This window comes from Lentzea californiensis (assembly GCF_024648825.1).
Taxonomy (GTDB): Bacteria; Actinomycetota; Actinomycetes; order Mycobacteriales; family Pseudonocardiaceae; genus Lentzea; species Lentzea californiensis.
The window spans coordinates 340098-362703 of the sequence record NZ_JANBBE010000005.1; the positions used below are offsets into that span (position 1 = coordinate 340098).

Genomic DNA, 22606 nt, shown 5'->3' on the forward strand with positions numbered 1-22606 from the left:
GGCCTCGCCGGCGGGGCCCCTCCTGAACCAGATCACCGCACAACGTGACGGCTCATCCCGGGTGACCTACGTTGGGGTTCATGCTGAACCCGCTGGCCCAGGTGTCGTTGGAACGGTTGCGGCGGCGCACGAGTGTGAAGTGGCGGCAGTTCCCGGACGACGTGCTGCCGTTGTGGGTGGCCGAGATGGACGTCGACCTGGCTGAGCCCGTCAAGAGGGCCGTCGCGGACGCCCTGGACCTCGGCGACACCGGCTACCCGGCCGGCACCGGCTACCAGGAGGCGCTCGCGGCGTTCGCGGAACAGCGCTGGGGCTGGCAGCTCCCGGTGGAACGCACGGCGCTCGTGTCCGACGTGATGCTCGGCGTCGTCGAGCTGATCAAGCTGGTGTCGGGGCCCGGCGCGCCCGTGATCGTCAGCCCGCCGGTGTACCCGCCGTTCTACCTGTTCGTCAGGAGCATGGGCCGCGCGGTCGTCGAGGCGCCGCTGCGGCTCGGCCGCCTCGACCTGAACGTGCTGGAGTGGACGTTCCAGCACGTCAAAGCCGACCGCCCGGTGTACCTGCTGTGCAACCCGCAGAACCCGACCGGCACCGTCCACACCGTCGAGGAGCTGACGGCCCTCGCGAGCCTGGCCCGGACGTACGGCGTGCGCGTGATCGCCGACGAGATCCACGCACCGCTCGTCTCGAAAAGCACCCGGTTCGTGCCGTACCTGAGCGTCGACGAGAACGGGATGTCGCTCATGTCCGCGTCGAAGGGCTGGAACCTGGCGGCCATGCGGGCGGCGGTCGCGATCTCCGGCACCGACGACCTCGCGCGGCTGCCCGAGGAGGTCAGCCACGGGCCTAGCCACTTCGGCACCATCGCGCACGCGGCCGCGCTCAGGGAGGGCGGCGAGTGGCTCGACGCGCTGCTGGCCGGCCTCGACGACAACCGGAAGTTGCTGAAGAACCTGCTCACCGAGCACCTGCCCGAGATCGGCTACGACCCCTCCGAGGCGACTTTCCTGGCCTGGCTCGACTGCCGGGTCCTCAGTGACGACCCGGCGGCGTACTTCCTCGAGCGGGGCAAGGTCGCCCTGATGTCGGGTGCCGAGTTCGGCAGTGGCGGAGCGGGCCACGTCCGGTTCAACCTCGGCACCTCGCCCGAGATCATCACCGAGGCCGTGCGCAGGATGGCTGCCAGCCGCTGACAGCGCGCTGTGCGCGGTCTGCCAGCGGTGCGGCGCACAGTTCCCCCTGAACACAGGGAGGAACGATGGCACTCGCGATCAGGGCAGAAGGCCTGGTCAAGCACTACGGGGAGACCAAGGCGCTGGACGGCGTGGACCTGGAGGTGCCGGAGGGGAAGGTCGTGGGGGTGCTCGGGCCGAACGGCGCGGGCAAGACCACGGCGGTGCGGGTGCTGGCCACGTTGCTGCGCCCGGACGCGGGGCACGCCACGGTCCACGGCCACGACGTGGTGAAGAACCCGAGGGCGGTCCGGTCGCTGATCGGGCTGACCGGCCAGTACGCGTCGGTGGACGAGGACCTCTCCGGGACGGAGAACCTCGTGCTGCTGGCCCGGCTGCTGGACTACTCACGTGCGGGGGCCAAGGCCAAGGCGTGTGAGCTGCTGGAGCAGTTCGAGCTCACCGACGCCGCGGGGCGTGCGGCCAAGACGTACTCGGGAGGGATGCGCCGGCGGCTCGACCTCGCGGCCAGCCTGGTCGGCAACCCGTCCGTGCTGTACCTGGACGAACCGACCACCGGCCTGGACCCGCACGCCCGCAACGAGGTGTGGGCGGTGGTGCGCAAGCTCGTCTCGAACGGCGTGACGGTCCTGCTCACCACGCAGTACCTGGAGGAGGCCGACCAGCTCGCGGACTCGATCACGGTGTTCGACCACGGCCGGGTCGTGGCCGAGGGCAGGCCGGACGAGCTGAAACGGCGCGTGGGCGGGCAGACGCTGCAGGTGCGGCCGACGTCGTTGCGCGATCTCGACGTGGTGTACCGGATCCTCGGTGACCTGACCGGGGCCCGGCCGACGAGGGACGACGACACGGGACTGCTGACGGCGCCGGTGAACGACCCGGTGCTGCTGTCCACTTTGGTCCGCAAGCTCGACGAGGCCGGCATCACCGCGGACGAACTGGCGCTGCGGCTGCCCTCGCTCGACGAGGTCTTCCTCTCGCTCACCGGAAAGCGGAACGAGGGGAGCCTGGTATGAGCACCATCGCGTTGGACAGGGGAGTGCGCCACGGCTTCGCGCTGGCCTGGCGGGGAATCCTCAAGATCCGCAAGAACCCCGAGCAGCTGGCGGACGTGACGATCGCGCCCATCATCCTGCTGGTGATGTTCACCTACCTCTTCGGTGGCGCGCTCGCCGGGAACACCGACGCCTACCTGCAGATGCTCGTGCCGGGCATCCTGGTGATGAACATCCTGCAGGCCAGCATGACCGCGGGCGTCCAGCTGAACACGGACGTCTCCAAGGGCGTCTTCGACAGGTTCCGCGCTATGCCGATCGCGAGGTCGGCGCCGCTGGTGGGCGCGGTGCTGGCGGACGTCGTGCGGTACGTGGTGTGCGTCGTGGTGCTGATGATCGTCGCCACGGTCATGGGCTACCGGGTGCAGACGGGTCCGGCGGAGCTGCTGATCGCGGCGGGGCTCGCGATCGCGTTCGGACTGTGCTTCTGCTGGGCGTCGGTGTTCGTGGGCATGCTGCTCAAGACCCCGCAGGCCGTGCAGGGCATCATGATCGTGCTGATCATGCCGTTGACGTTCGGCAGCAACGTGTTCGTCGGCACCTCGACGATGCCGGGCTGGCTCAAGGCGTGGGCGGACATCAGCCCCGTGAGCATGCTGTCGGACGCGCTGCGCGGGCTGCTCAACGGCGGCGCGATCGCCGGGCCGCTCACCGGATCGCTGATCTGGATGGCCGGCGCGGTCGCGGTGTTCTTCCCGCTGGCGATGTGGGCCTACCGCAAGCGCGTGTGACCGATCGGGAGGCGGGTCTCAGCCGGTGCTGAGGCCCGCCTCTTCGCGCACCCGTCGCAGCGCCTCGGCCTTGGTGAGCGTCAGCGGTGCGGGCTCACCCAGTTCGGCGACGAGGTCCCGCACGTCCGGATCGCCCATGTCGAGCCGCCCGCGGATGAGCTGGGCGAGTGCCATCAACCGCCGCGCGGCGCCGGCGCGGCCCTGCAGGTGCCGCACCTGGGCCAGGAGTTCCGCCACTGCCGCGAGATCCGGCATGTCGGCGCGATCGGACGTCGTCTGGACGGCCACCGCCGCGGACGCCCCGGCGTCGTCGAACCTGCCGTCGGCGATCGCGATGCGCGCGTCGAGCATCGCCACCCACTCCGTGACGAACGTCGAGAGCAGGGACGACGCGAGGTCGCGCTGCTTGAACTTGACGCTCAGCGCGCGTGCCTCCTCGGTCCTGCCCGCACGCAGCGCGACCTCGGCCTTCGCGTAGTCGAGCATCGTGGACAGCTGGTCGTTGCCGACGTCCCTGACGAACTGCTCCGCCGCGACCACCTCGCGCGCGGCCGCGCCGTGATCACCCATGCGCGCGTACTCCACCGCGAGCCGCCACCGCTGCTGCACGGCGTCGTCCTGCGACCGCAGTTCCGTCGCCACCTCCAGCCCCCGCTGGTAGAGGTCGATCGCCCCCTGGTTGTCACCCGTGTGCGAGACGAACGCGGCCTTCATGCCGAGCGTCATCGCCGAACCCCACCGGTCGCCGATGGCCGTGAACTGGTCGTACGCGCGATCACGGGCCTGTTCGGCGCCTTCCAGGTCACCGTCGTCGACCAGCATGAAGCTGTGCGCCCACTCCGCGCCCGCCCGCGCCCACGGGTCCTCGCTCGCCGCCGCCCGCTTCACCTCGCGCCGCGCCAGTTCGGTGTTCTGGCTGAGGAACGCGAGCATGGGCAGTGCGATCGCGAGCGACGGGTACTTCTGGACGGCACCGGAGTTCACGCAGCTCTCGATGACCGCCGCGGCCTCCTCCGCGTCCGTCACGCCGGGCACGGCGGCCATGATGAGCTGCATGGCCCGGAACGTCGCGAAGCGGTCGGCGGGCAGCAGGTCGCCGAGCGCGAGCACGTCGCGCACCGACATCTCCGCGCGTTCGTTGTCGCCCTTGACGAGCCAGTACCAGAACGTGCCGCCGAGCAGGTCCGCGGCCAGTTCGACCTCGTGGTCGTCGATCGCTCCGCGCAACGCCGCCACGACGTTGTCCTGCTCCGCCTCGTAGACGTCGATCGCCTCCAGTTGCCGCGCGGTGCGGGTGAGCGGCTCCCAGCGCGCGGTCAGTTCGCGGTAGTAGTGCCGGAACCGGCCGACGACCTCCCGCTTCTCGCCGGACGCGTCGAGCTGTTCGTCGGCGTACACCCGGATCGTCTCCAGCATCCGGTACCGCGGCTCGCCCTCGATCTCGATGACGTCCACGATGGACTTCTCGACCAGCGACGTGAGCACGTAGAACGGGTCCGGCAGGCAGACGGCCTCGATCGCGGCGAGGTCGGCGCCCGCGGGGAACACCGCGAACCGCCGGGCCAGCAGCAGCTCCTCCTCGGTCAGCAGGTCCCAGCTCCACTCGACGACCGCGCGCAACGTGCGCTGGCGCGGCAGCGCGGTGCGGCTGCCGGAGGTGAGCAGCCGGAACCGGTCGTCCAGGCGCTGGGTGATCTGCCGGACCGTCATCGACCGCAGCCGCGCCGCCGCCAGCTCCAGTGCGAGCGGCATGCCGTCGAGTCTGCGGCAGATCATCCTCACGTCGTCCACAGTGGACTCGTCGAGCCGGAACCCGGGCTTCACCGCGCTCGCCCTGTCGAGGAACAGCCGCACCGCGCCGAACGCGGACACGTCCGCCTGACCGCCGGGCACGGCGAGCGGGCCGATCGGGCACAGCGACTCGCCGTCGATCGCGAGCGGTTCCCTGCTGGTCGCGAGCACGCGGAGGTTCGGCACCCGGCGCAGCAGCTCGGTGGTGAACTCGGCCGCCGCCGCGATCAGGTGCTCGCAGTTGTCCAGCACCAGCAACGACTCCCCGGCGCCGAGCACCTCGGCGATCCGGTTCATGCCCTCGCCGGCCCGCCGCCGCGGATCTCCGGCGAACGTCACCTCGAACGCGCTGAGCACCGCTCCGGCGAGGTCCTCCGCCGCCCGGACGCCGGCCAGCGCGGCGAACCACACGCGGCCCTTGGCGTGCAACGGATGCCGCGCCGCGACCTCGGTGGCGAGCCGCGTCTTGCCCGCGCCGCCCGGCCCGACCAGCGTCACCAGGCGGGCCCCGCCGAGCAGGCCGGAGATCTCCGCGAGCTCGTCGTCGCGCCCGACGAAGCTGGTGAGCCGCACCGGCAACCGGTCGGCCACCGCCCGCGGCCCGAGCTCACCACGCAGTGCCGCGAGATGGATGTCCTGCAGCTCCTGTGACGGGTCCACACCCAGCTCGTCGGCGAGTCTGCTGCGGACCTCCGCGTAGACGTGCAGTGCGTCGGACTGCCTGCCCTGCGCGCACAACGCCCGCATCAGCAGCCCGGCCAGGCGTTCCCGCAGCGGGTGCTTCTCGTGCATCGCGGTCAGCGCGGCGACGTCGAGCTCGCCTCGGTCTTCCTGAGCGGACAGGCGTGCTTCCTCGAGCCGCGCGGCCGTCGGCGCGGCGAACGGCGCCTCCCGCACGTCGGCCAGCGCGTCACCGCGCCACAACGCGAGCGCGTCGTCCAGCCGCCCGGCGGCGCGCAGCCGTTCGAACCGGAAGACGTCGACGTCCTCGGTCGTCACGCCCAGCCGGTAGCCGCCCGGCTCCAGCGCGACCGGGCAGACCTTGCGCAGCCTCGACACGAGCGACTGCAGCGCGTTCACGGCGTCGGCCGGCGGCTGCTCGCCCCACAGGTCGTCGATCAGCGTCGTCGCCGGCACCGGACGGCCGGGGTCGAGCGCGAGGCGTGCGACGAGCATGCGGACGCGGGCACCACCGATGTCGACCGGTGTGCCGTCCTCGGTCTCGACGGTCGTCGGGCCCAGCAATGCCACGCGCACGGTTCCAGCCTCCCAGATCACCTGCCGCGATCAGGCGAGAACGCCCAGTGCGCACGTCAGTGCGTCCATGATCACGCGTTCCGTTCCCTGGTCGGTGCTGCCGCGCGGCACCCGCTCGGTGAGCATGATCGAGTAGAGGTAGGCCTGGTAGGCGGCCAGCCGGACGCGCGCCGAGTCGGTGAACTCGAAGCCGTGGCCCGCGAGCAGGTCCGCGTCGTCCTCGATCGACCCGAACAGCGCGAGCGACACGAACTCCGCGACCGGATCGCCCCAGAACGCCCGTTCGCCGTCGACCAGTCCGGTGAGCCCGGTGTCGGCGAGGACGTTGCCGTCCCACAGGTCGAAGTGGACCAGCGCCGGTCGCTTCACCTCGTCGAACGCCTTGGCGTGGCGGTGCAGATCGGCCGTCGGGAGCCGCACGCCGTAGCGTTCGGCGTCGGCCCGCACCGCGTCGAACATCCCGAAGAACGCTCCGGTCCACGTGGCGTGCAGGCCGAGCTGCGGATAGCCGAAACCGGGCCCGGTCACCTCGTGCAGAGCCCTGACCGCCTGCCCGAGCTCGCGGCGGAGCTTCGGACGGTCGACATCGGACCGTCCGAAGACGGGCCGGCCCGGCAGGCAGGTCGCCAGGAGCGCGGTGTCGTCCGCGTAGACGACCTCCGGCACCGGCGCGACCGCGGACCCGAGCGTGCAGAACATCGCCTCGGTCCGCATGAGCTGCCGCTCGTAGGTCAGGCCGGGCTGGTCGCCGGGCGACACCTTCAGCACGAACTCGCCCTCGCGCGCGGACACCCGGAACACCGAGTTGTAGGTGCCGCCGCCCAGCGGCGCCGTCGTCGCGTCCGTCAGCCCGGCGGCCGCGAGCGTTCGCTGCACAGTCACCTCCGCCAATGTAATGATCGGCGGATGGGGACGTACCGGGGGACCGCCGAGGAAGCTTGGCGATGGGTGCAGGATCAGGTGTGTCACGACGACAGCGGTGTGTGGATCCCGCAGTTCCCGGGCGGTGACCTGGGAGTCCGGTACCGGGAGGGCATGTACACGGGCGTCGGCGGGCTCGCGCACGTGCTGGCGGAGATCCGCCTGAGCAGGGAGTGGACGGCGCGCGAGCAGGACCTGGCGGACGCCGTCGTGGCGCGTGTCCGGGCGAGCATCGGAGTGACGACCGACGCCACGTTCTTCAACGGCCTGGTCAGCGCGATCAGCGTGCTGACGACCCTGGGCGCTCCCGGAGCCGGGGCCGCGGTCGCGAGGTTGCTCGAACTGTCCACTCCGGACGGATGGCCGCAGGACTTCCTGGAGCCGCCGAGGTACCTGCCGGGCGCTCGCGTGCACGACCTGGTCGTGGGCACGGCGGGGGTGCTGCTGGGCGCGGTGTGGGCCCACCGGCATGAGGTCGAGGGCGCGGACGAGCTGGCTCGGACGGCGGCCGGGGTGCTGCTGGCAGAACGGGAACAGGCCGAGGCCGGCGCCAACTGGCGTTGGGTGCCGGACCGCTTCACGACGAACGACTGGTACAGCCCCAACTTCTCGCACGGTGTCGCAGGCGTGGCCGCCGCGTTCGCCCTGGCCGGTGCCGAGTTCGGGCGGCCGGACCTCGTGGCGGCCGCGGCTGAAGGCGCCGAGCACCTCGTGGCGCTGGCGGACACCGGCGACGGAGGGTTCCGGGTGCGGCGCCGGGTGCCCGTGGTGGACCCGGATCCGTTCAGCTACGGCTGGTGCCACGGCCCGACCGGAACCTCGCTGCTGTGGCCGGCTCTGCGGCACGCGGGCATCGCCGAGGTGACGGGCGTGGACGTCGCCGAGTGGCATCGCCGTTGCCTGCACAGCATTCGCGCCTCCGGCCTGCCGGAACGGAAGTACCCGGGCTTCTGGGACAACGACGGCCGGTGCTGCGGCACGGCGGGCGTCGGCGACGTGCTGCTCGACGCCGGGCAGCACACCGACTTGGCGCTCCATCTGGCCGACGTGATCGTGGAGCGCGCCATCCCCGAGGAGTCCGGCGTGTGCTGGCGGTTCACCGAGCACCGCCACGACGACCCGCTGCTGCCGCCCGGCATCGGCTGGATGCAGGGGGCGGCAGGGATCGCAGGGTTCCTGTTCCACGCCGATCGCGTGGAACAGGGCGACACGAGTTCGGTGCCGCGAATGGACACCTGGTGGTCGCTAAGCGGGTGACCAGCCCAGTTCCGGGCCGAGCTTCGTGGCGATGTCGGTGAGGATCTGCACGTAGTCCTCGTGGGCGAAGCTGAACGGCAGTGCGAACGCCACCTCGTCGACCTCCTGGAAGCCGAGGTGCGCGTACAGCTGCTCGGCGATCTCGGCGGACGTGCCGATCAGGTCTCGCTCGAACATGTACTTGCGCGGACCGAACGGCTTGCCGACCCGTGCGGCGCGTCCCTCGACGTAGGCCTCGTACTTGGCGCGCTGTTCGGGCGTGGCCGTGTCGGTCGGGATCACGACGAGGCCCTGGGAGACGCGACCGCCGCCGTGCTCGCGGAACGTCCGGATCTGCGAGCGCTGGATCTCCGCGAAGTCCTCGGACTCCTCGGACTGGATGACGTTGCTGGCCAGCAGGTTCAGGCTGTGCTCACCCGCCCACCTCGCCGACCGCAGGCTGCCGCCGCCGTACCAGATCCGGTCGCGCAGCCCGGCCGAGTGCGGCTGCACGCGGTCCGACCAGACCTCGATGCCCTCGACGCCGCTGAACGAAGCGACCTTCTCGCCGCCCACGAAGTCCAGCAGCCGCTGCACGCGGTCGTAGCTGAAGTTCTCGACGTCCGCGGTCTCCGGGTAGAGCACGTGCTTCACGTCGTCCCAGTGCATCGGAGGCCCGACGCTGATGCCGGGATTCAGCCTGCCGCCGGACAGCACGTCGACCGTCGCGAGGTCCTCGGCGAGCCGCAGCGGGTTCTCCCAGCCCAGCGGGATGACCGCGGTGCCGAGCTGGATCCGGCTGGTCCGCTGGGTCGCGGCGGCCAGCACCGCGACCGGTGAGGAGATGCCGAACTGCAGGTGCCGGTGCCGCACCCACGCGCTGTCGAACCCGAGCTCCTCGCCCAGCACGATCACGTCCAGCGTGGAGCGGTGGCCCGCGCCGGGATCGTGCTCGTCGAACAGCCCGATGGTGAGAAAACCCAGCTTTCGCAACGGCTCTGACTTCCGCGGCACCGTTCCTCCTCGATCGGGTCTCCTCCCAGAGTTTAGGTGACGTCTCAACTACGTCCAGATGCTGGAACCCCGGCGACCATGTGCAGGGCGTCGAGCACCACGGTGATCGCGGCGCGCGAGTCACGGCGCACGGCGGCGGTGATCCTCCGCGTCACCGGTAGCTCCCTCGTGACCACGTCGAACCGGCGGTCGACGGCCAGCGCGGGCAGCACTGCGACCGCCAGCCCGGCCTCGACGTGCTTGAGAGTGAGCATGTAGTTGCTGAACCGGCCGACCACGCGCGGCTCGAACCCCGACTGCCGGCACAGGCGCGTCGCGAGCTTCGCCATGTACGAGCCGGGGATGTCGAACGCCCAGGGCTCGTCCTTGCACGCGGCGACGTCGGCCGCGGGGTGGTTCGGCGGCGTGACCAGCACGATCGGGTCCTGGCCGAGCGGCACCACGTCGATGTCGCCCGGTACCGGCAGCTCGACGAAGTCGGTGGTCGTGATGATCACGTCGACCTCCGCGGCGAGCAGTGCGGGCATGCTGGCGTGCGGTTCCATCTCCACGATCTCGACGTCGAGGTGCGGGTGCCGGAGGGCCTGGATCGCGGGCACGGCGAGCGTGTGGATCGAACTCTGGAACGCGCCGAGCCGGATGAGGCCCGACGGTTCGTCGTTCAGGCCTCTCAGCTCGGCCTCGACGGCCTCCATCTGGTCGAGGATCGACCGCGCCCTCCTCGCCAGGATGAGCCCGGCCGACGTGAGCCGGACGCGCCGCCCGGTCCGTTCGATCAGCTGCGTGCGCGTCTCGGTCTCGAGCACCGCGAGCTGCTGGGACACGCTCGAAGCACTCAGGTTCGCGGCCTGCGCCACGGCCCGCACGGTCCCCAGCGCGTCGAGCTGGCTGAGCAGGCGCAGGCGCCATGGGTTGAGCGTCATGCTGTGCAGTATTTCCGAACAGCGAGCGTGGAATTGTGAGATGGACCTGATGCTCACCCGCTCGTAGTTTTCTCCCATGGACACCTTCTGGGACGACGTCGACCGCCACCTCGTCCGCTACGGCGGCACGTTCACGCGCGAGATCATCGACAGCGCGTCGGGGAGCTTCCTGTTCACCGAGGACGGCCGCCGGATCCTGGACTTCACGTCCGGGCAGATGAGCGGCATCCTCGGCCACTCCCACCCGCGCATCGTCGAGACGGTGCAGCGCCAGATCGCGAACCTCGACCACCTGTTCAGCGGCATGCTCAGCCGCCCGGTCGTGGACCTGGCCCGCAGGCTCTCGGACACGCTGCCCGAGTCTCTGTCGAAGGTGCAGCTGCTCACCACCGGCGCCGAGTCGAACGAGGCCGCGCTGCGCATGGCCAAGCTCGTGACCGGCAAGTACGAGGTGGTGGCGTTCGCCCGCTCGTGGCACGGCATGACCGCCGCCGCGGCCGCCGCGACCTACAGCGCTGGCCGCAAGGGCTACGGTCCCGCCACTCCGGGCAACTTCGCGATCCCGGCGCCGTCCGGTGACTGGCAGACGCAGCTCGACCTGGCGTTCGACCTGGTCGACGCGCAGTCGGTCGGCTCGCTGGCGGCCTGCATCGTCGAGCCGATCCTCTCGTCGGCCGGCATCCTGGAACCGCCCCTCGGGTACTTCGCCGCGTTGTCCGCGAAGTGCCGTGAGCGGGGAATGCTGCTGATCATGGACGAGGCGCAGACCGGGCTGTGCCGCACGGGCAACTGGTACGCGTTCGAACGCGACGGCGTGGTGCCGGACATCCTGACGCTGTCCAAGACCCTCGGCGCGGGACTGCCGCTGGCCGCCGTGATCACGTCCGCGGAGATCGAGGCGGAGGCGCACGCCCGCGGCTACCTGTTCTTCACCACGCACGTGTCGGACCCGCTGGTGGCCGCGGTCGGCAACACCGTGCTGGACGTGCTCATCGAGGAACGGCTGGACGAACGGGCGGCGAAGCTCGGGACGTTCCTGCGCAACGGGCTGGAGGACATCGCCGCGAAGCACGACCTGGTGACGGACGTCCGCGGGCGCGGGCTGCTGGTGGGGCTGGAGATCGCGGACGAGTCGCAGTCCGCGCCGATCACCCAGAAGTGCCTGGACCTCGGGCTGCACATGAACATCGTGCAGATCCCGGGGATGGGCGGGGTGTTCCGGATCGCGCCGCCGTTGACGGCGACGGAGGAGGAGCTGGCGTTGGGGATCGGCATTCTGGACGAGGCGATCGGCGCCGCCTGACCACTTGGCCACCCGTCTCGGCTGGACGGTCGAGGCGGGCGGCCACCGCCCTCTCTAGCATCGCCCACATGCGGGTACACCATCGGCCGATCGTCGCCACTGTGATCGTCTGCGCGGCCGTGTTCGTCGTCACCGGGCTCAGCAACGGGTTCAGCCGGGCGTTGTTCCAGGACGCTCCCGGGGTCGGTGACCACGTGTGGAGAACCCCTCCGGTGGCGTCCGTGCAGGCGGTTCTCGTGCTGGGGGTCGCCTTCTGGCTCGCCTGGAAGGCGACGGTGCGACCGGCGGTGGTGGCGCTCGTGGCTCTGGAACTGGTGTCCATGCACGCCACGTGGGTCAGCTTCCGCTTCACCTACCTCCCGCTGGTGCTGGTGCTCGGCGTGGCCGCCGTGGCCGCCGGGCTGTACGTGCGCCTGTGGGAGCGGTCGCGGGCAGAGAGGGCGGCTGCGGCGGAGGAACGGGTGCGGCGGGACGAACGCCTCGACATGGCCCGTGAGCTGCACGACGTGGTCGCGCACCACGTCACGGGCATGCTGGTGCAGGCGCAGGCCGCCCTCGTGGTGGCGGAGCAGGACAAGGACAAGGCCTGCGCGATGCTGAACGGCGTCGTCGACGGCGGCACCGACGCGCTGGGCGCGATGCGCCTGATGGTCAGGACGTTGCGGGACAACGGTGCCGCGGCCGCGACCGGCGACCTCTCCGCCGATCTGCTGCAGCTCGTGGAGAAGTCCGGGCTGCAGGTGCGCGCGAGCGTCGAGCTCGCCTCGGACGTGCCGCCGGAGCTGGGGAGGTCGGTGCTCCGGCTGGTGCAGGAGGCGTTGACCAACGTCCGCAAGCACGCCGTCGACGCGACGGACGTGGAGGTGGACGTGCGGCTGGGTGCCGGTGCGGTGATGCTGTCCGTTGTGGACAACGGAACGGCTCGTCCGTCGCACTCCGGTGGGTTCGGCCTGGTGGGCATGCGGGAACGCGTGCACGAACTGGGCGGGCGGTTCTTCGCGGGTGCCACTGGCGACGGCTGGCTCGTCACGGCTGAACTGCCGCTGCAGGTGCGCGCGTGATCTCCGTGCTCATCGCCGAGGACCAGGACATGGTGCGCGCCGGGTTCCGGCTGATCCTCGAGTCGCAGCCCGACATCAGCGTGGTCGCCGACGTCGCGGACGGGGTCAGCGCGGTCCAGCAGGCCCGTGCGCTGGAACCGCAGGTGTGCCTGGTGGACGTGCGGATGCCGGGGCTCGGCGGTCTGGAGGTCACCCGGCAGCTCGCCCCGCACACCCGTGTCGTGGTCGTGACGACGTTCGACAGCGACGAGGTGTTGAACAAGGCACTGGACCTCGGCGCGTGCGGGTTCCTCACGAAGGACGCCAGTCCGGGGTTGCTCGCCGAGGCGGTCAGGTCGGCGGCGCGCGGTGACGTCCTCGTGTCGCCGCAGGTGGTTCTGCGGGTGCTGCGCCGGTCGACGCCCCCGGTCGCGTCCGCCGAAGCGCAAGTTCTCACCGAACGTGAGCTGGACGTCGTGCGGCACGTGGCGAAAGGCCTGAGCAACAACGAGATCGCGGTTTCGCTCAAGGTCTCGGTGTCGTCGGTGAAGGCCTACCTGGCGTCGGTGCAGACGAAGGTGGGGGCGCGCAACCGCGTCGAGATCGTCGCGTGGGCGTTCCGCGCGCACGTGGTGGCCGGCTGACCGTTGGCCGAGTGGCCAGTTCCGGCTTCACATGTCGTCCTGACGGCCATGATCTTCCTGCTCTCCGGCCGATCCGGCGGAACCCCGCCGCACAGCAGTGTTCTGTCCTGTGAGAAACCTCTGGGGCGCAACGGTTGCCGGTCTGCTCGTCTGGGTCCTGGTGCGGAGCTTCGGCACCGGCGTGCTGGACCTGCGCGTGTACCTCGCCGGCGGTGAGGCGTGGCTCGCCGGCACCGGCCTGTACACCGCGGACTTCCACGGCCCCAGAGGGCTGCCGTTCACCTATCCGCCCTTCGCGGCGATGGTGTTCGGCGTGCTGGCACCACTTCCCCTGGCGCTCACGGCGGTTCTGTTCACGGCAGCGGGCATCGGTCTCTTCACGGCGGCGGTCCACAGGTGGGCGGGTTTCGGCCTGGTCACCTTGTGCCTGCTGCTCGAACCGCTGCGGATCACCCTCGACATGGGTCAGGTCAACCTGGTCCTGTTCGGCCTGGTCGCCGCCGACTGCCTGCTGCCGCGCACCCCGTGGCCACGCGGCCTGCTGGTCGGGCTGGCCGCCGCGATCAAGCTGACTCCGGCGATCTTCGTGCTGTTCTTCCTGTGCCGCGGGCGGTGGCGGCCCGCGCTGACCGCCGTGGCGACGTTCGCGGCGTGCGGTCTGACCGGCTGGGTGCTGGCACCGGGGGAGTCGAAGCAGTTCTGGTTCCACGCGATGCTCGACCCGGAACGCGTCGGAGGCCTGTCCTACAGCGCGAACCAGTCGTTGCGCGGCCTGCTGTTCCGGCTCGGCGCCCCGGAGTTCGTGTGGTTCGCCGGCGTGGTCGCCCTGCTCGCGTTGACGGTCGTGCTGTTGCCCCGGTTGCGCGACGACCTCACGGCGCTCGTCGCCGTCGCGGTAGCGGGTCTGCTGATCTCGCCGGTGTCCTGGTCTCACCACTGGGTGTGGATCGCGCCGGCGTTGCTGTTGCTGAAGGGCGGCGTGCGGATCGCGGTGGCGGCGGTCTTCGCGGTCGGTCCGCACTGGCTGATGCCCACGGCGGGCGACCAGGAGCTGGCGTGGACGTGGTGGCAGCACGTCGTCGGCAACACTTACATCTGGCTGGGTCTGGGGTTCCTCGGCTGGTGCGCGTGGCGGAGTCTCCTGCGGGACAAGGCTGAACGGGGCTCCAGCTCGGAACCCCGTTCAGCGGTCTGCTTCTAGCGGGCGAACTGGAACCAGCTCACGTTCGCCAGGTCACCGCCCGTGCCGCCGGTCGCCACCAGGTAGAGCCGGTGCACGCCCGTGGCACCGGACGCGGCGGAGGTGCGGCTGGTCCACGTCTGCCACCCGCCCGTGCTCGCCGCCGAGACGGTCGCGACCAGCGGGCCGGCCGGGCTGCCGAGGCGGAACTGCAGTGTGCCGTTCGCCGTGGAGCCGGACGCGATCCGCGTGGTCACCGAGGTCGGTGGCGTGGCGCCGAAGTCGACGTCCGCGTAGGCCACGTGGTCGCCCGGCGTCAGGTAGCCGACGTTCTGCCCGCAGCCCGAGTCGGTGCACCGCTCGACCTGCGTTCCGCGCTGCTCGTCGTAGTAGGAGGCACCGATGATCCCGTAGGCGTTCTGCGTGGCGGGGAACTGCGAGCCGAAGCCGTACGGGAACAGGGGAGCCTTGCCGTCGCCGACGTTGATCGGCTGCTGCGAGGCGCTCTGCATCCACGTGAACGGCAGCGTGCCGGTCGGCTTGTGGTCGCCGAACAGGACGTCCGCGACGCCGTTGCCCTCGGTGCCCGGCAACCAGGCCGCGACCAGGGCGTGCCACTGCGGCAGCTGCGCCGCGACGTCCAGCGGGCGGCCGGACACGAGCACCACGACGACCGGCACACCGGTGGCGCGCAGGGTGTTCAGGGTCGCGATGTCCTCGGCGTCGAGCCCCAGACTTCCCGGCCGGTCGCCCGCGCCCTCGGTGTACGGGGTCTCGCCGACGACGGCGATGGCGGCCTGGTACGTGCTGTCGATGCCGGTGCCGTTGCGGTTGTACGTCACCGTGGTGGACGTGGACACGGCCGAACGGATGCCCTGCAGCACAGTGGTTCCCGGCGTCACCGGACCGCTGCCGCCCTGCCAGGAGATCGTCCACCCACCGCTCTGGTAGCCGATGTCGTCCGCGCTCTTGCCCGCGACGAAGATCTTCGACGAGGTCTTGGACAGCGGCAGCACACCGTTCTGGTTCTTCAGCAGCACCTGAGACTTGCGCACGGCCTCACGGGCCAGCGCGCGGTGCGCGGCGTTGCCGACGGTCGGCGTGTAGGTGCGGTCGGTCAGCGGCTTCTCGAAGAGGCCGAGCTCGAACTTCTTCGTGAGGATGCGGCGGTTGGCGTCGTCGATGCGCGACATCGGCACGCGGCCCGCCTGCACCTCCTGCTTGAGGTAGGTGATGAACTGGCGCCACGCGGTCGGCACCATGATCATGTCGAGCCCGGCGTTGATCGAGTCGCGCACCTCGGCGGCGGTGAAGCCGGCCTGGCCGTCGATCTGGTCGATGGCGTTCCAGTCCGACACGACGAGGCCGCTGAAGCCGAGCTCGTTCTTCAGCACGTCGGTGACCAGGTACCTGTGCCCGTGCAGCTTCGTGCCGTTCCAGCTGCTGTAGGTGATCATCACCGAGCCGACGCCCTTGGCGATGGCGTCGCGGAACGGCGGCAGGTGCGTCGCGCGCAGCTCGGCCTCGCTGACCTGGGTGTTGCCCTGGTCGGTGCCGTGGGTCGTGCCACCGTCGCCGATGTAGTGCTTCGCCGTGGCGAGCACCGAGCCGGAGTCCGACAGCGTCGAACCCTGCAGGCCGGTGATCATCGTCGTCATCGACGTGGCGTCCTGCGGCGTCTCGCCGAACGACTCGTAGGTGCGGCCCCAGCGGTCGTTGCGCGCGACGCACAGGCACGGCGCGAAGTCCCAGTCGATGCCGGTGCCCGACACCTCCTCGGCCGTGGCGCGGCCGATCCGCTGCACCAGTCCGGGATCACGCGTCGCGCCCAGGCCGATGTTGTGCGGGAAGATCGTGGCGCCGACGACGTTGTTGTGGCCGTGCACGGCGTCCACGCCGTAGATCATGGGAATGCCCAGCGGCGTGGCGATCGCCGCGCGCTGGAAGTCGTCGTACATGTTCGCCCACGACGTGGCGTTGTTCGGCGACGGCGCGGAACCGCCGCCGGACAGCAGCGAGCCGATCCGGAAGTTCGCCAGGTCGGCGTTGCTGACCGAGTTGCGCTCGGCCTGCGTCATCTGCCCGACCTTCTCGTCGAGCGACATGCGGCCCAGCAGGTCGGCGACACGAGCCGGGATCGGCTGCGCCGGGTCCTTGTAGATCGGATCGGCCGCGGCGGCCGTTCCGGTGGGGATGACGGCGGCACCGAGCAGAAGTGCGGCCGCGAGGAACTTTCTCACAGGGCAGGCCTCCGAGGGACGAGGTCCTGTTTACCTTGCGGCACAACAGGGTTCATCGAGCGTAACCCGCGTTCGCAAAGTGGTATAGACCATCGGTGAACCGGTACGCGTTCCGGTTCCCGTCACGGGTCTAGCGGCACCAGGACTGGACCTCCTCGGCGAAGTCGGGGAACTCCGCGCGTGCGGCCGCCAGCACCTCGGCCGGCGTGCGCGGCCCGACTCCGGAGTACTTCTCCGCGACAGCCCGCAGTTCGTCGTTCGGCACACCGCTGTCCGACCCGAACTCGACGGCCTCCTGCGGCCCCACCCCGCCCGCGAGCAACCAGAGGAACTCGTCCAGGCTCGTCGCGACGGGCCCGACCTCACCCTCCGACCCGAAGAACACGACGGGCTGCGCGGTCAGCGGCCCCTCCCGCACCAGCCACAGCACGGCGAGCCCGCCGGTGCCGTCCTGCCCGAACGGCCGGAACGCGCCGCCGTCCAGCTCCTTGTCGCCCGTCCACGACCTGATCCAGTCGGTCGTCTCCTCGGCGGAGTCGAACTCCTGGTACGGCTCGTAGTCCATGTTGCCGGGCGAGGGCTCGTCGGCCTTCTCGTCGTACTCCCAAGGGAAGTCGATGCCGCTGAGCGCGGCCAGCGCGGCGGGGAAGACGCGGTCGTCAGTGATCTCCACGCGCGCACGCTACTTCAACGGTCCGGCAGATCCTGCCGCGTCCTCATTTGCGGTGGCGGATGCCGGCGTAGACGAACGTGCCTCCGGCGAAGGCGGAAGCGAGACCCGCCCACCCGCGCTGGTTCACGACCGTCGACGACATGAGCGCCAAGGAGATCACCGTCAGCACGACGTTCGCCGACCGCCGCCAGGCCGATCACCGGGCGACAATCGCGAACCGCGAGAAGAGGACCCGCGAACGTCAGCAGGCCCTGACGACGACCGAGTGAGCCTTGCCGCCCAGGTCGAGGATCGTCACGGTCTTGCGGCCCGCGGGAACGCGGACCTGGTACTTGCCGGGGTTGACCGGGTAGCCGAAGTAGCTGCCGGCCGGGGCGGCCGCGGTGCCCGCGATGTTCCTGCCATCGGTGGTGTGGATCGTGGTGGAGACCGCTTTGCCGCAGTTGTTGGAGATGTAGATCTTGCCCTTGGCCACGGCGGAGGCAGATCCCGTGCCGAGGGCGGAGATGACCAGACCTGCGGCGGCCAGACCGGTGAGAACGCGCCGGGTGGTCGTCATGGTGCTCCTCCGGAAGGTGCTCGTGGACATCGGTCGCACGATATCCGCCGGTGCGTGCGAGCACAGTCGGTCGAACGACCGACACCGCGTTCCGGCCGGGCTGCGGTGTACAACTGTTGCAGCACAACGTGAACGTGCCGGCGAGTGGGAGACCAGTGCGCGAAGTGCGGGATCACCGCGGCGCCACGGCGCAGGACGAGGCCCGGCATCGGGCCGTCGCGGTGCCCGGGCTGAGAAGACGAGAGAGAACCGAATGATCAAGGACAACGACCCCGAGATGATCGCCGAGCTGGACCGCCTCGACGCGGCGGTCAAGGCAGCGCCCGCGGGAGACACGTCGGCGCAGATCGCGCTGTGGCGGCAGGCGACCGCGCTGGAGCACTGGTTCTTCGTCGCGCGGGGCCCGGCCGACCGGCCCCGGCCCTACGCCGTGGCCGCCGAGCAGGGGTCGATGATCTGCCTCTACAGCAGCGCCGCACGAGCGAGCGAGGCCGCGCGGGCCCTCGAGCCGGCCGGTTCGGAGAGTGGCGCGGCACCGTTGTTCGGCGTGCCGATGCCGGCGGCGATCGACTACGTCGCCTCGTTCGGCAGGGCCGGTGTCTTCGGTGTGACGCTGGACCACCCGCGGATCGGCCACTACATCCCGCTGGTGAACCTGGGGCTGCTCAAGAGCTGGATCGAGGGGTCCGGCCGGTGACCGGCGATTCGGGTGACGACTTCGTCGAGGTGATCGCGCGCGAGGTGGAGGCCGATCCCGGCAACCTGGCGTTGCGCGAGGACTTCATCACGTTGCTGCTGGAGCACGACCCTGGCCGCGCCGCCACCGAACTGAAGGCGTTCGAAGCCTCCGGCGGGGATCCGGTACGAGCCCGCGTGCTGCGCGCCCGGCTGATGGCGGCACGGATGCGGGCCTCGAACCCGCCGCCGCCCGCCGAGACCGCACCGGTCCCGGCCCCTGCAGACCACGACCGCCAGGACAGCGGCGCCGCCGCCTCGGAGAAGCTGTGGGACGCCGAACGCCCGGTGGTGACGCTGGCCGACGTCGCGGGCCTCGCCGAGGTCAAGCGGCACCTGGACACCACGTTCCTGGCTCCGCTGCGCAATCCCGAGCTGGCGGCGGCGTTCGGGCAGAAGCCCGGCGGGTCACTGCTGATGTACGGCCCGCCCGGTTGTGGCAAGACGTTCATCGCCAGGGCGATCGCGGGCGACCTCGGAGCGTCCTTCATCCACGTGACCCTCGCGGACCTCCTCAGCAAGTACATCGGGGAGAGCGAGAAGGCGATCCAGAGCGTGTTCCGCAACGCGCGCGCCGCCGCGCCGTGCGTGATCTTCTTCGACGAGTTCGACGCGCTCGGCGGACGTCGCACCTCCGGTGGCGGCGGATCGCAGACGATGCGGATGCTCGTCACCCAGCTGCTGGAAGAGCTCGACGGCGTGGCCGGCGCGAACGAAGGCGTCTACTTCCTCGCCGCCACGAACCGGCCGTGGGACATCGACCCCGCGCTGCGCCGGCCGGGCCGGATCGACAAGACCGTGCTCGTGCTGCCACCTGACGCCGCCGCCAGGGAGGCGATCGTGCAGGGCGCGCTGGAGGGCAAGCCGGCCGACGACGTCGACTTCGCCGCCGTCGCGGTGGCGACCGAGGGGTTCTCCGGTGCCGACCTCAGCCACCTGACGACCACCGTCCTGCAGCAGGCGATGGTCGAGTCGATGAGCAGGGGCGAGCTGGTGCCGGTCACCACCGGCGCGGTGCTGGCCGCGGTCCGCGGCGTCATCCCGTCCACGACGTCCTGGTTCGACCAGGTGGCGCCGGTGCTGGAGTACGGCGTCGACGACGGGACCTTCGATCAACTCCGGGCGTACCGGGTCAGGCGAGGCATGCGATGAGTGACTTCGGCCGTGTGGCCGCCGACGACAACGACGCCGTGGAGCGGAGTCTGGACCTGGCCTGGGAGCTCTTCGCGGCGCAGCCGGCGCATCCCAGGGTCGCCGAGCTGGCGTTGCGGGTGCTCGCACTCCAGCCCGAGCGCAGCAGCGTGTCGTTGCTGCTCGCCAACCACCGCGAGGCCTGTGGCGAGGTCGCCGAGGCGCGGCGCCTCTACCTCCAGGTCGCCGGTCGCCGCGACGGCCAGTTCGTCAACGCGGCTCGTGCTCTGCGGCACCTGGCGCTGGCCCAGCACGAGCACGCGGAGGCGCTGCGGTGGGCGCGCACGGTGCTGGCCGAGGACCACGAGGAGTGGGCCGACTGGATGGAACTGGGCTTCGCCCAGGCACTGTGCGGGGAGCACGACGAAGGGTGGCGCCAGCTCGACGAGGCGGTGGCACTGTGCGCCCGGACGGCACCGGACGGACTTCCCGGCGCGCTCGGGAAGCGCGCGGCGTACCTGCTGGGGAGCTTCGCGCCACCCGGCCGGTTCGTCCCCGCGGCCGAGGAGGCCGTCCGGGCCGATGCCGCGAACTCCTGGGTCGCCCTGATGCTCGGCTGGTCCTACCTGGTGCAGTACCGGTTCGTCGACGCCGAGCAACTCGGCCTGCGACTGCTGCGCGAGAACCCGACCGAGGACCTGCTGCAGAACCTGGTGGGGACGGCTCGCACCATGCTGCGGATCGTCGAGAACGCCCACGCCCAGGCCATCACGCTGGAGGACATCCGCCGCACCGGGGTGATCGAGATGGGGTGGCGGCAACTCCGCGACCAGCTCCTCGGCACCGACCTGGCGTCCGCGCTCGCGGCGTTGGACGAGGTGATGCCCGACGGCCTGCGCGCGACCCTGCGACCGGGAGTCTCGATCGCCGACGAGCCCGAGAGCGACAAGATCGGCTCCATGGCCGCGGAGGACCTGCTGGCGTGGCACGACGGCCAGCAACCAGGCTCCGGTGCCGCTTGGGGACTGGCCGAGCCGTTCCGCTTGATGTCGGCGGCCGAGATCATCGCCATGAGCACCGAGATCGAGGCCGACCAGGCTGCGCACCCGGACTGGCCCGAGAACGAGGTCTGGGAACAGGTGATGACCGACGACGCCGGGGCGTACCTGGTCGTCGTCGCGTTCGGGGCGCTGGTCAAGCGCCGGCCAGGACGTCCCGACCAGCCCGTCGCCGCGTCCACGGCCGACTGGATCTGGGACCGGGTGGCCGGCTTCGGCGGCTTGGACCCGCGACCGGCACCTCGCAAGGCCGAGGCTCTCCCGGACGACCTGCCCGCTGTCCCCGGGACGACGCTGACCGGTGTCATCTCGACGATGTACGCCGCTTTGGGTGCGTCCGAGGACTCCGCGCCGTACGCGGAACTGCGCGGGCTCTTCCCCGGCTCGACGGTCCGGCAGAGCGCGCTGGATCCCGTGGTCCCGAGTTCCGGCGGCGTCGACATCGCGTTGCTCGACGGGCTGGTGAAGAAGGTGACCGTCGAGGTCGCGCACTGCCCGGCCGCTGACCGCGTGATCTCCGGGCTCGACCTCGACGGGCACCGCGGACCGGTCGACGCGCACGTGCGGGCGCACGGTGCCCTGGTGCACAACAGCTGGGAGAACCGCGCCTCCGGCGAGGTCACCGTCAACTACGACCTCGCCGCGCACCGGCTCGGCCTGCAGTGGGAGAACGGGAGACTCGCCCGGATCTTCGTGTCCGCCGTCAGCGCGCCGCCCGGAGCCTGAGCAGGAAGGGAACGCGACGATCAACCGCGGTCGTTCTGGAGCAGGCCGGGGACCACGTCGAACTCGACCTCAGCGGTCACGGTCGCCTCCCACACGGCCATCAGGGTGGCCAGCCCGGCGATGCTGAGGAAACTCACCGCGACGAGGTCCGGGCCCGCCTTGCGGACGTGCTCCTGGAGAAGGGTGTGCAGCACTGGACCACTACGCGCGTCGACCTCGCCGAAAACCGCGATGACGACGGACCCTCGCCGGACGAGCTGTGCTGTGACGATGGATCGTGCGGCGCCGGAGTGACCGCGCAACGGGCGGTTCTGGGCGATCACGGATGCCCTGTGCAGACGGACGGTGCTCACGGGATTTTGGGAACCGTGGCGATCGCGGGGTCCGGGCGGGCGGAGGGCTGAGAAGCCGCAGGTTGGGTATCAGCGGAGTCCGGGCACAAGCCGCTCCGGGGTGCCATCACTCGATCGGGTTGTCATCTGTGCCCGTTCAGCCGTCATGGCATCGCGTTGAGCTATGGCCGCAGTCCCCTCATCGGCCCTGTTCAGCGAACGCCGCGGAGTTTTACCCTGGTGGGACATCCCATCCGCTCCGGACCTTGGCGGCGCACGCGTCGAGTCGCTGACGCGCCAAGGAGGTCACCGAGATGTTTCCGCTCACGGCGTCGGCGGACGTGTCACGCGGGTTGAGCGCCCTCCGCCGGCCTTGCCGGGACTGTCGTTGCGGACGACGCCAGGTCCTCGCCTGCCTGGTCGCCGTCCTGAGTGGACAGACACGTGGTCTGCCCCCGTTCAACGCTGGTGCTGGTCGTGCTCGGTCAGCGCGGGGACGGACCTCAGCGCGCGGTTGTGGCGCGGTTCGGTCCGCGTCTTGGCCTCGTCGACCTGACGGATCAGCTCGTTGCGGACCTCGTTGAGCGCGGCCGGCAGATCCGGCTCGGACGAGGTGGCGACGAGGTGCAGGCGGGGGTTGCGGTTGATCCAGCACTCGAGGGTGACTCGCTGCTCGACACCGCGGCGGTCCTTCACGCTGATCTCGAGGTCGACCTGGTTCTCGCGGAAGGAACGCAGCCGCGAGCCGAGTGCGGCCAGGCGTTCCGCGACCCAGTCGTGTTCGTTCGCGAGGAAGCCGGTCGCGAGGTGCAGCCGGTTGGTGATGACAGTGGTGTCGTGCGGTAGTTCGCTCATCTGCTCACT

At 70.7% G+C, this 22606-nt stretch carries 21 protein-coding genes and 1 pseudogene; 12 read left to right on the forward strand and 10 right to left on the reverse strand.

Annotated elements, in window-relative coordinates; all coding sequences use genetic code 11:
* Positions 1-80: 80 nt before the first annotated feature.
* The 3 genes from LX88_RS21145 (at position 81) to LX88_RS21155 (ending at position 2979) form a co-directional block, all read left to right on the forward strand.
* On the forward strand, positions 81-1193 hold the full coding sequence (locus tag LX88_RS21145) for a MalY/PatB family protein (RefSeq protein ID WP_258949513.1): 1113 nt from the start codon (positions 81-83) through the stop codon (positions 1191-1193).
* 65 nt (positions 1194-1258) lie between these two features.
* A complete protein-coding gene (locus tag LX88_RS21150) occupies positions 1259-2209 on the forward strand; it encodes an ATP-binding cassette domain-containing protein (RefSeq protein WP_258949514.1) in 951 nt (316 codons plus the stop codon).
* The gene (locus LX88_RS21155) at positions 2206-2979 is read left to right on the forward strand and encodes an ABC transporter permease (RefSeq protein ID WP_258949515.1); all 774 of its coding nucleotides are present in this window, start codon (positions 2206-2208) and stop codon (positions 2977-2979) included. The genes LX88_RS21150 and LX88_RS21155 overlap by 4 nt, the downstream gene beginning before the upstream one ends.
* Positions 2980-2997: 18 nt before the next feature.
* Here the strand turns inward: LX88_RS21155 and LX88_RS21160 are convergent, their stop codons facing one another.
* Complete coding sequence (locus tag LX88_RS21160) at positions 2998-6027, reverse strand: AfsR/SARP family transcriptional regulator (RefSeq protein ID WP_258949516.1); 3030 nt, start codon at positions 6025-6027, stop codon at positions 2998-3000.
* A gap of 30 nt (positions 6028-6057) precedes the next feature.
* Positions 6058-6909 carry an aminoglycoside phosphotransferase family protein gene (locus tag LX88_RS21165; RefSeq protein ID WP_258949517.1) on the reverse strand — a complete coding sequence of 284 codons (852 nt, stop codon included), beginning with the start codon at positions 6907-6909 and terminating at the stop codon, positions 6058-6060.
* A 24-nt stretch (positions 6910-6933) separates the two neighbouring features.
* Here LX88_RS21165 and LX88_RS21170 point away from each other — a divergent pair, with 24 nt between their 5' ends.
* Positions 6934-8205: a lanthionine synthetase LanC family protein gene (locus tag LX88_RS21170; protein ID WP_258949518.1), complete on the forward strand. Its 1272-nt coding sequence runs from the start codon at positions 6934-6936 to the stop codon at positions 8203-8205.
* Here the strand turns inward: LX88_RS21170 and LX88_RS21175 are convergent.
* Together LX88_RS21175 and LX88_RS21180 are read right to left on the reverse strand one after the other, a co-directional pair.
* On the reverse strand, positions 8194-9198 hold the full coding sequence (locus tag LX88_RS21175) for an LLM class flavin-dependent oxidoreductase (RefSeq protein WP_258949519.1): 1005 nt from the start codon (positions 9196-9198) through the stop codon (positions 8194-8196). The genes LX88_RS21170 and LX88_RS21175 overlap by 12 nt on opposite strands.
* A 44-nt stretch (positions 9199-9242) precedes the next feature.
* Positions 9243-10121 carry a LysR substrate-binding domain-containing protein gene (locus LX88_RS21180; protein WP_258949520.1) on the reverse strand — a complete coding sequence of 293 codons (879 nt, stop codon included), beginning with the start codon at positions 10119-10121 and terminating at the stop codon, positions 9243-9245.
* Positions 10122-10197: 76 nt separating this feature from the next.
* On the opposite strand from LX88_RS21180, the gene LX88_RS21185 reads away from it, so the two are divergent.
* The 4 genes from LX88_RS21185 to LX88_RS21200 all read left to right on the forward strand — a co-directional run bounded on the left by LX88_RS21185 (position 10198) and on the right by LX88_RS21200 (position 14309).
* A complete protein-coding gene (locus tag LX88_RS21185) occupies positions 10198-11424 on the forward strand; it encodes an aspartate aminotransferase family protein (protein ID WP_258949521.1) in 1227 nt (408 codons plus the stop codon).
* Positions 11425-11492: 68 nt separating this feature from the next.
* Complete coding sequence (locus tag LX88_RS44345) at positions 11493-12485, forward strand: sensor histidine kinase (protein WP_258949522.1); 993 nt, start codon at positions 11493-11495, stop codon at positions 12483-12485.
* Positions 12482-13108, forward strand: coding sequence for a response regulator transcription factor (locus LX88_RS21195; RefSeq protein WP_258949523.1), 627 nt, complete (start codon positions 12482-12484; stop codon positions 13106-13108). Before LX88_RS44345 ends, LX88_RS21195 begins: the two co-directional genes overlap by 4 nt.
* A gap of 109 nt (positions 13109-13217) precedes the next feature.
* A complete protein-coding gene (locus LX88_RS21200; protein ID WP_258949524.1) occupies positions 13218-14309 on the forward strand; it encodes a glycosyltransferase 87 family protein in 1092 nt (363 codons plus the stop codon).
* Here the strand turns inward: LX88_RS21200 and LX88_RS21205 are convergent.
* The 3 genes and pseudogenes from LX88_RS21205 to LX88_RS21215 form a co-directional block, all read right to left on the reverse strand.
* Positions 14306-14695: a carbohydrate-binding protein gene (locus LX88_RS21205; RefSeq protein WP_258949675.1), complete on the reverse strand. Its 390-nt coding sequence runs from the start codon at positions 14693-14695 to the stop codon at positions 14306-14308. The genes LX88_RS21200 and LX88_RS21205 overlap by 4 nt on opposite strands.
* A 24-nt stretch (positions 14696-14719) precedes the next feature.
* Positions 14720-16528, reverse strand: a pseudogene (locus LX88_RS21210) (glycoside hydrolase family 3 protein); the annotation flags it as partial.
* Between the two features lie 130 nt (positions 16529-16658).
* Positions 16659-17201, reverse strand: coding sequence for an SMI1/KNR4 family protein (locus LX88_RS21215; RefSeq protein WP_258949525.1), 543 nt, complete (start codon positions 17199-17201; stop codon positions 16659-16661).
* A 140-nt stretch (positions 17202-17341) separates the two neighbouring features.
* Here LX88_RS21215 and LX88_RS21220 point away from each other — a divergent pair, with 140 nt between their 5' ends.
* Positions 17342-17470 (forward strand): hypothetical protein, encoded by a 129-nt coding sequence (locus LX88_RS21220; RefSeq protein ID WP_258949526.1) that lies wholly within the window; start codon positions 17342-17344, stop codon positions 17468-17470.
* On the opposite strand, the gene LX88_RS21225 is transcribed toward LX88_RS21220, so the two are convergent.
* Positions 17443-17790 (reverse strand): hypothetical protein, encoded by a 348-nt coding sequence (locus tag LX88_RS21225; RefSeq protein WP_258949527.1) that lies wholly within the window; start codon positions 17788-17790, stop codon positions 17443-17445. The genes LX88_RS21220 and LX88_RS21225 overlap by 28 nt on opposite strands.
* 223 nt (positions 17791-18013) lie before the next feature.
* Here LX88_RS21225 and LX88_RS21230 point away from each other — a divergent pair, with 223 nt between their 5' ends.
* Genes LX88_RS21230 through LX88_RS21240 form a run of 3 tightly spaced genes read left to right on the forward strand, consistent with a single transcriptional unit; the run spans position 18014 to position 21410 of the window.
* Entirely contained in the window at positions 18014-18457 is a 444-nt protein-coding gene (locus LX88_RS21230) for a hypothetical protein (protein WP_258949528.1), read from the forward strand.
* A complete protein-coding gene (locus LX88_RS21235) occupies positions 18454-19647 on the forward strand; it encodes an ATP-binding protein (protein ID WP_258949529.1) in 1194 nt (397 codons plus the stop codon). The genes LX88_RS21230 and LX88_RS21235 overlap by 4 nt, the downstream gene beginning before the upstream one ends.
* A complete protein-coding gene (locus tag LX88_RS21240) occupies positions 19644-21410 on the forward strand; it encodes a tetratricopeptide repeat protein (RefSeq protein ID WP_258949530.1) in 1767 nt (588 codons plus the stop codon). The genes LX88_RS21235 and LX88_RS21240 overlap by 4 nt, the downstream gene beginning before the upstream one ends.
* 20 nt (positions 21411-21430) lie before the next feature.
* Here the strand turns inward: LX88_RS21240 and LX88_RS21245 are convergent, their stop codons facing one another.
* A complete protein-coding gene (locus LX88_RS21245) occupies positions 21431-21763 on the reverse strand; it encodes an STAS domain-containing protein (RefSeq protein WP_258949531.1) in 333 nt (110 codons plus the stop codon).
* Between the two features lie 438 nt (positions 21764-22201).
* Complete coding sequence (locus LX88_RS21250; protein ID WP_258949532.1) at positions 22202-22597, reverse strand: HPF/RaiA family ribosome-associated protein; 396 nt, start codon at positions 22595-22597, stop codon at positions 22202-22204.
* Positions 22598-22606 lie beyond the last annotated feature (9 nt).

Excerpts from the sequence above, each read along its gene's own strand:
- LX88_RS21230 (WP_258949528.1), top strand. The coding sequence starts at position 18,014 with ATGATCAAGGACAACGACCCCGAGATGATCGCCGAGCTGGACCGCCTC.
- LX88_RS21180 (WP_258949520.1), bottom strand. The coding sequence starts at position 10,121 with ATGACGCTCAACCCATGGCGCCTGCGCCTGCTCAGCCAGCTCGACGCG.
- LX88_RS21240 (WP_258949530.1), top strand. The coding sequence starts at position 19,644 with ATGAGTGACTTCGGCCGTGTGGCCGCCGACGACAACGACGCCGTGGAG.
- LX88_RS44345 (WP_258949522.1), top strand. The coding sequence starts at position 11,493 with ATGCGGGTACACCATCGGCCGATCGTCGCCACTGTGATCGTCTGCGCG.
- LX88_RS21250 (WP_258949532.1), bottom strand. The coding sequence starts at position 22,597 with ATGAGCGAACTACCGCACGACACCACTGTCATCACCAACCGGCTGCAC.
- LX88_RS21220 (WP_258949526.1), top strand. The coding sequence starts at position 17,342 with ATGAGCGCCAAGGAGATCACCGTCAGCACGACGTTCGCCGACCGCCGC.
- LX88_RS21155 (WP_258949515.1), top strand. The coding sequence starts at position 2,206 with ATGAGCACCATCGCGTTGGACAGGGGAGTGCGCCACGGCTTCGCGCTG.
- LX88_RS21225 (WP_258949527.1), bottom strand. The coding sequence starts at position 17,790 with ATGTCCACGAGCACCTTCCGGAGGAGCACCATGACGACCACCCGGCGC.
- LX88_RS21145 (WP_258949513.1), top strand. The coding sequence starts at position 81 with ATGCTGAACCCGCTGGCCCAGGTGTCGTTGGAACGGTTGCGGCGGCGC.
- LX88_RS21170 (WP_258949518.1), top strand. The coding sequence starts at position 6,934 with ATGGGGACGTACCGGGGGACCGCCGAGGAAGCTTGGCGATGGGTGCAG.
- LX88_RS21185 (WP_258949521.1), top strand. The coding sequence starts at position 10,198 with ATGGACACCTTCTGGGACGACGTCGACCGCCACCTCGTCCGCTACGGC.
- LX88_RS21150 (WP_258949514.1), top strand. The coding sequence starts at position 1,259 with ATGGCACTCGCGATCAGGGCAGAAGGCCTGGTCAAGCACTACGGGGAG.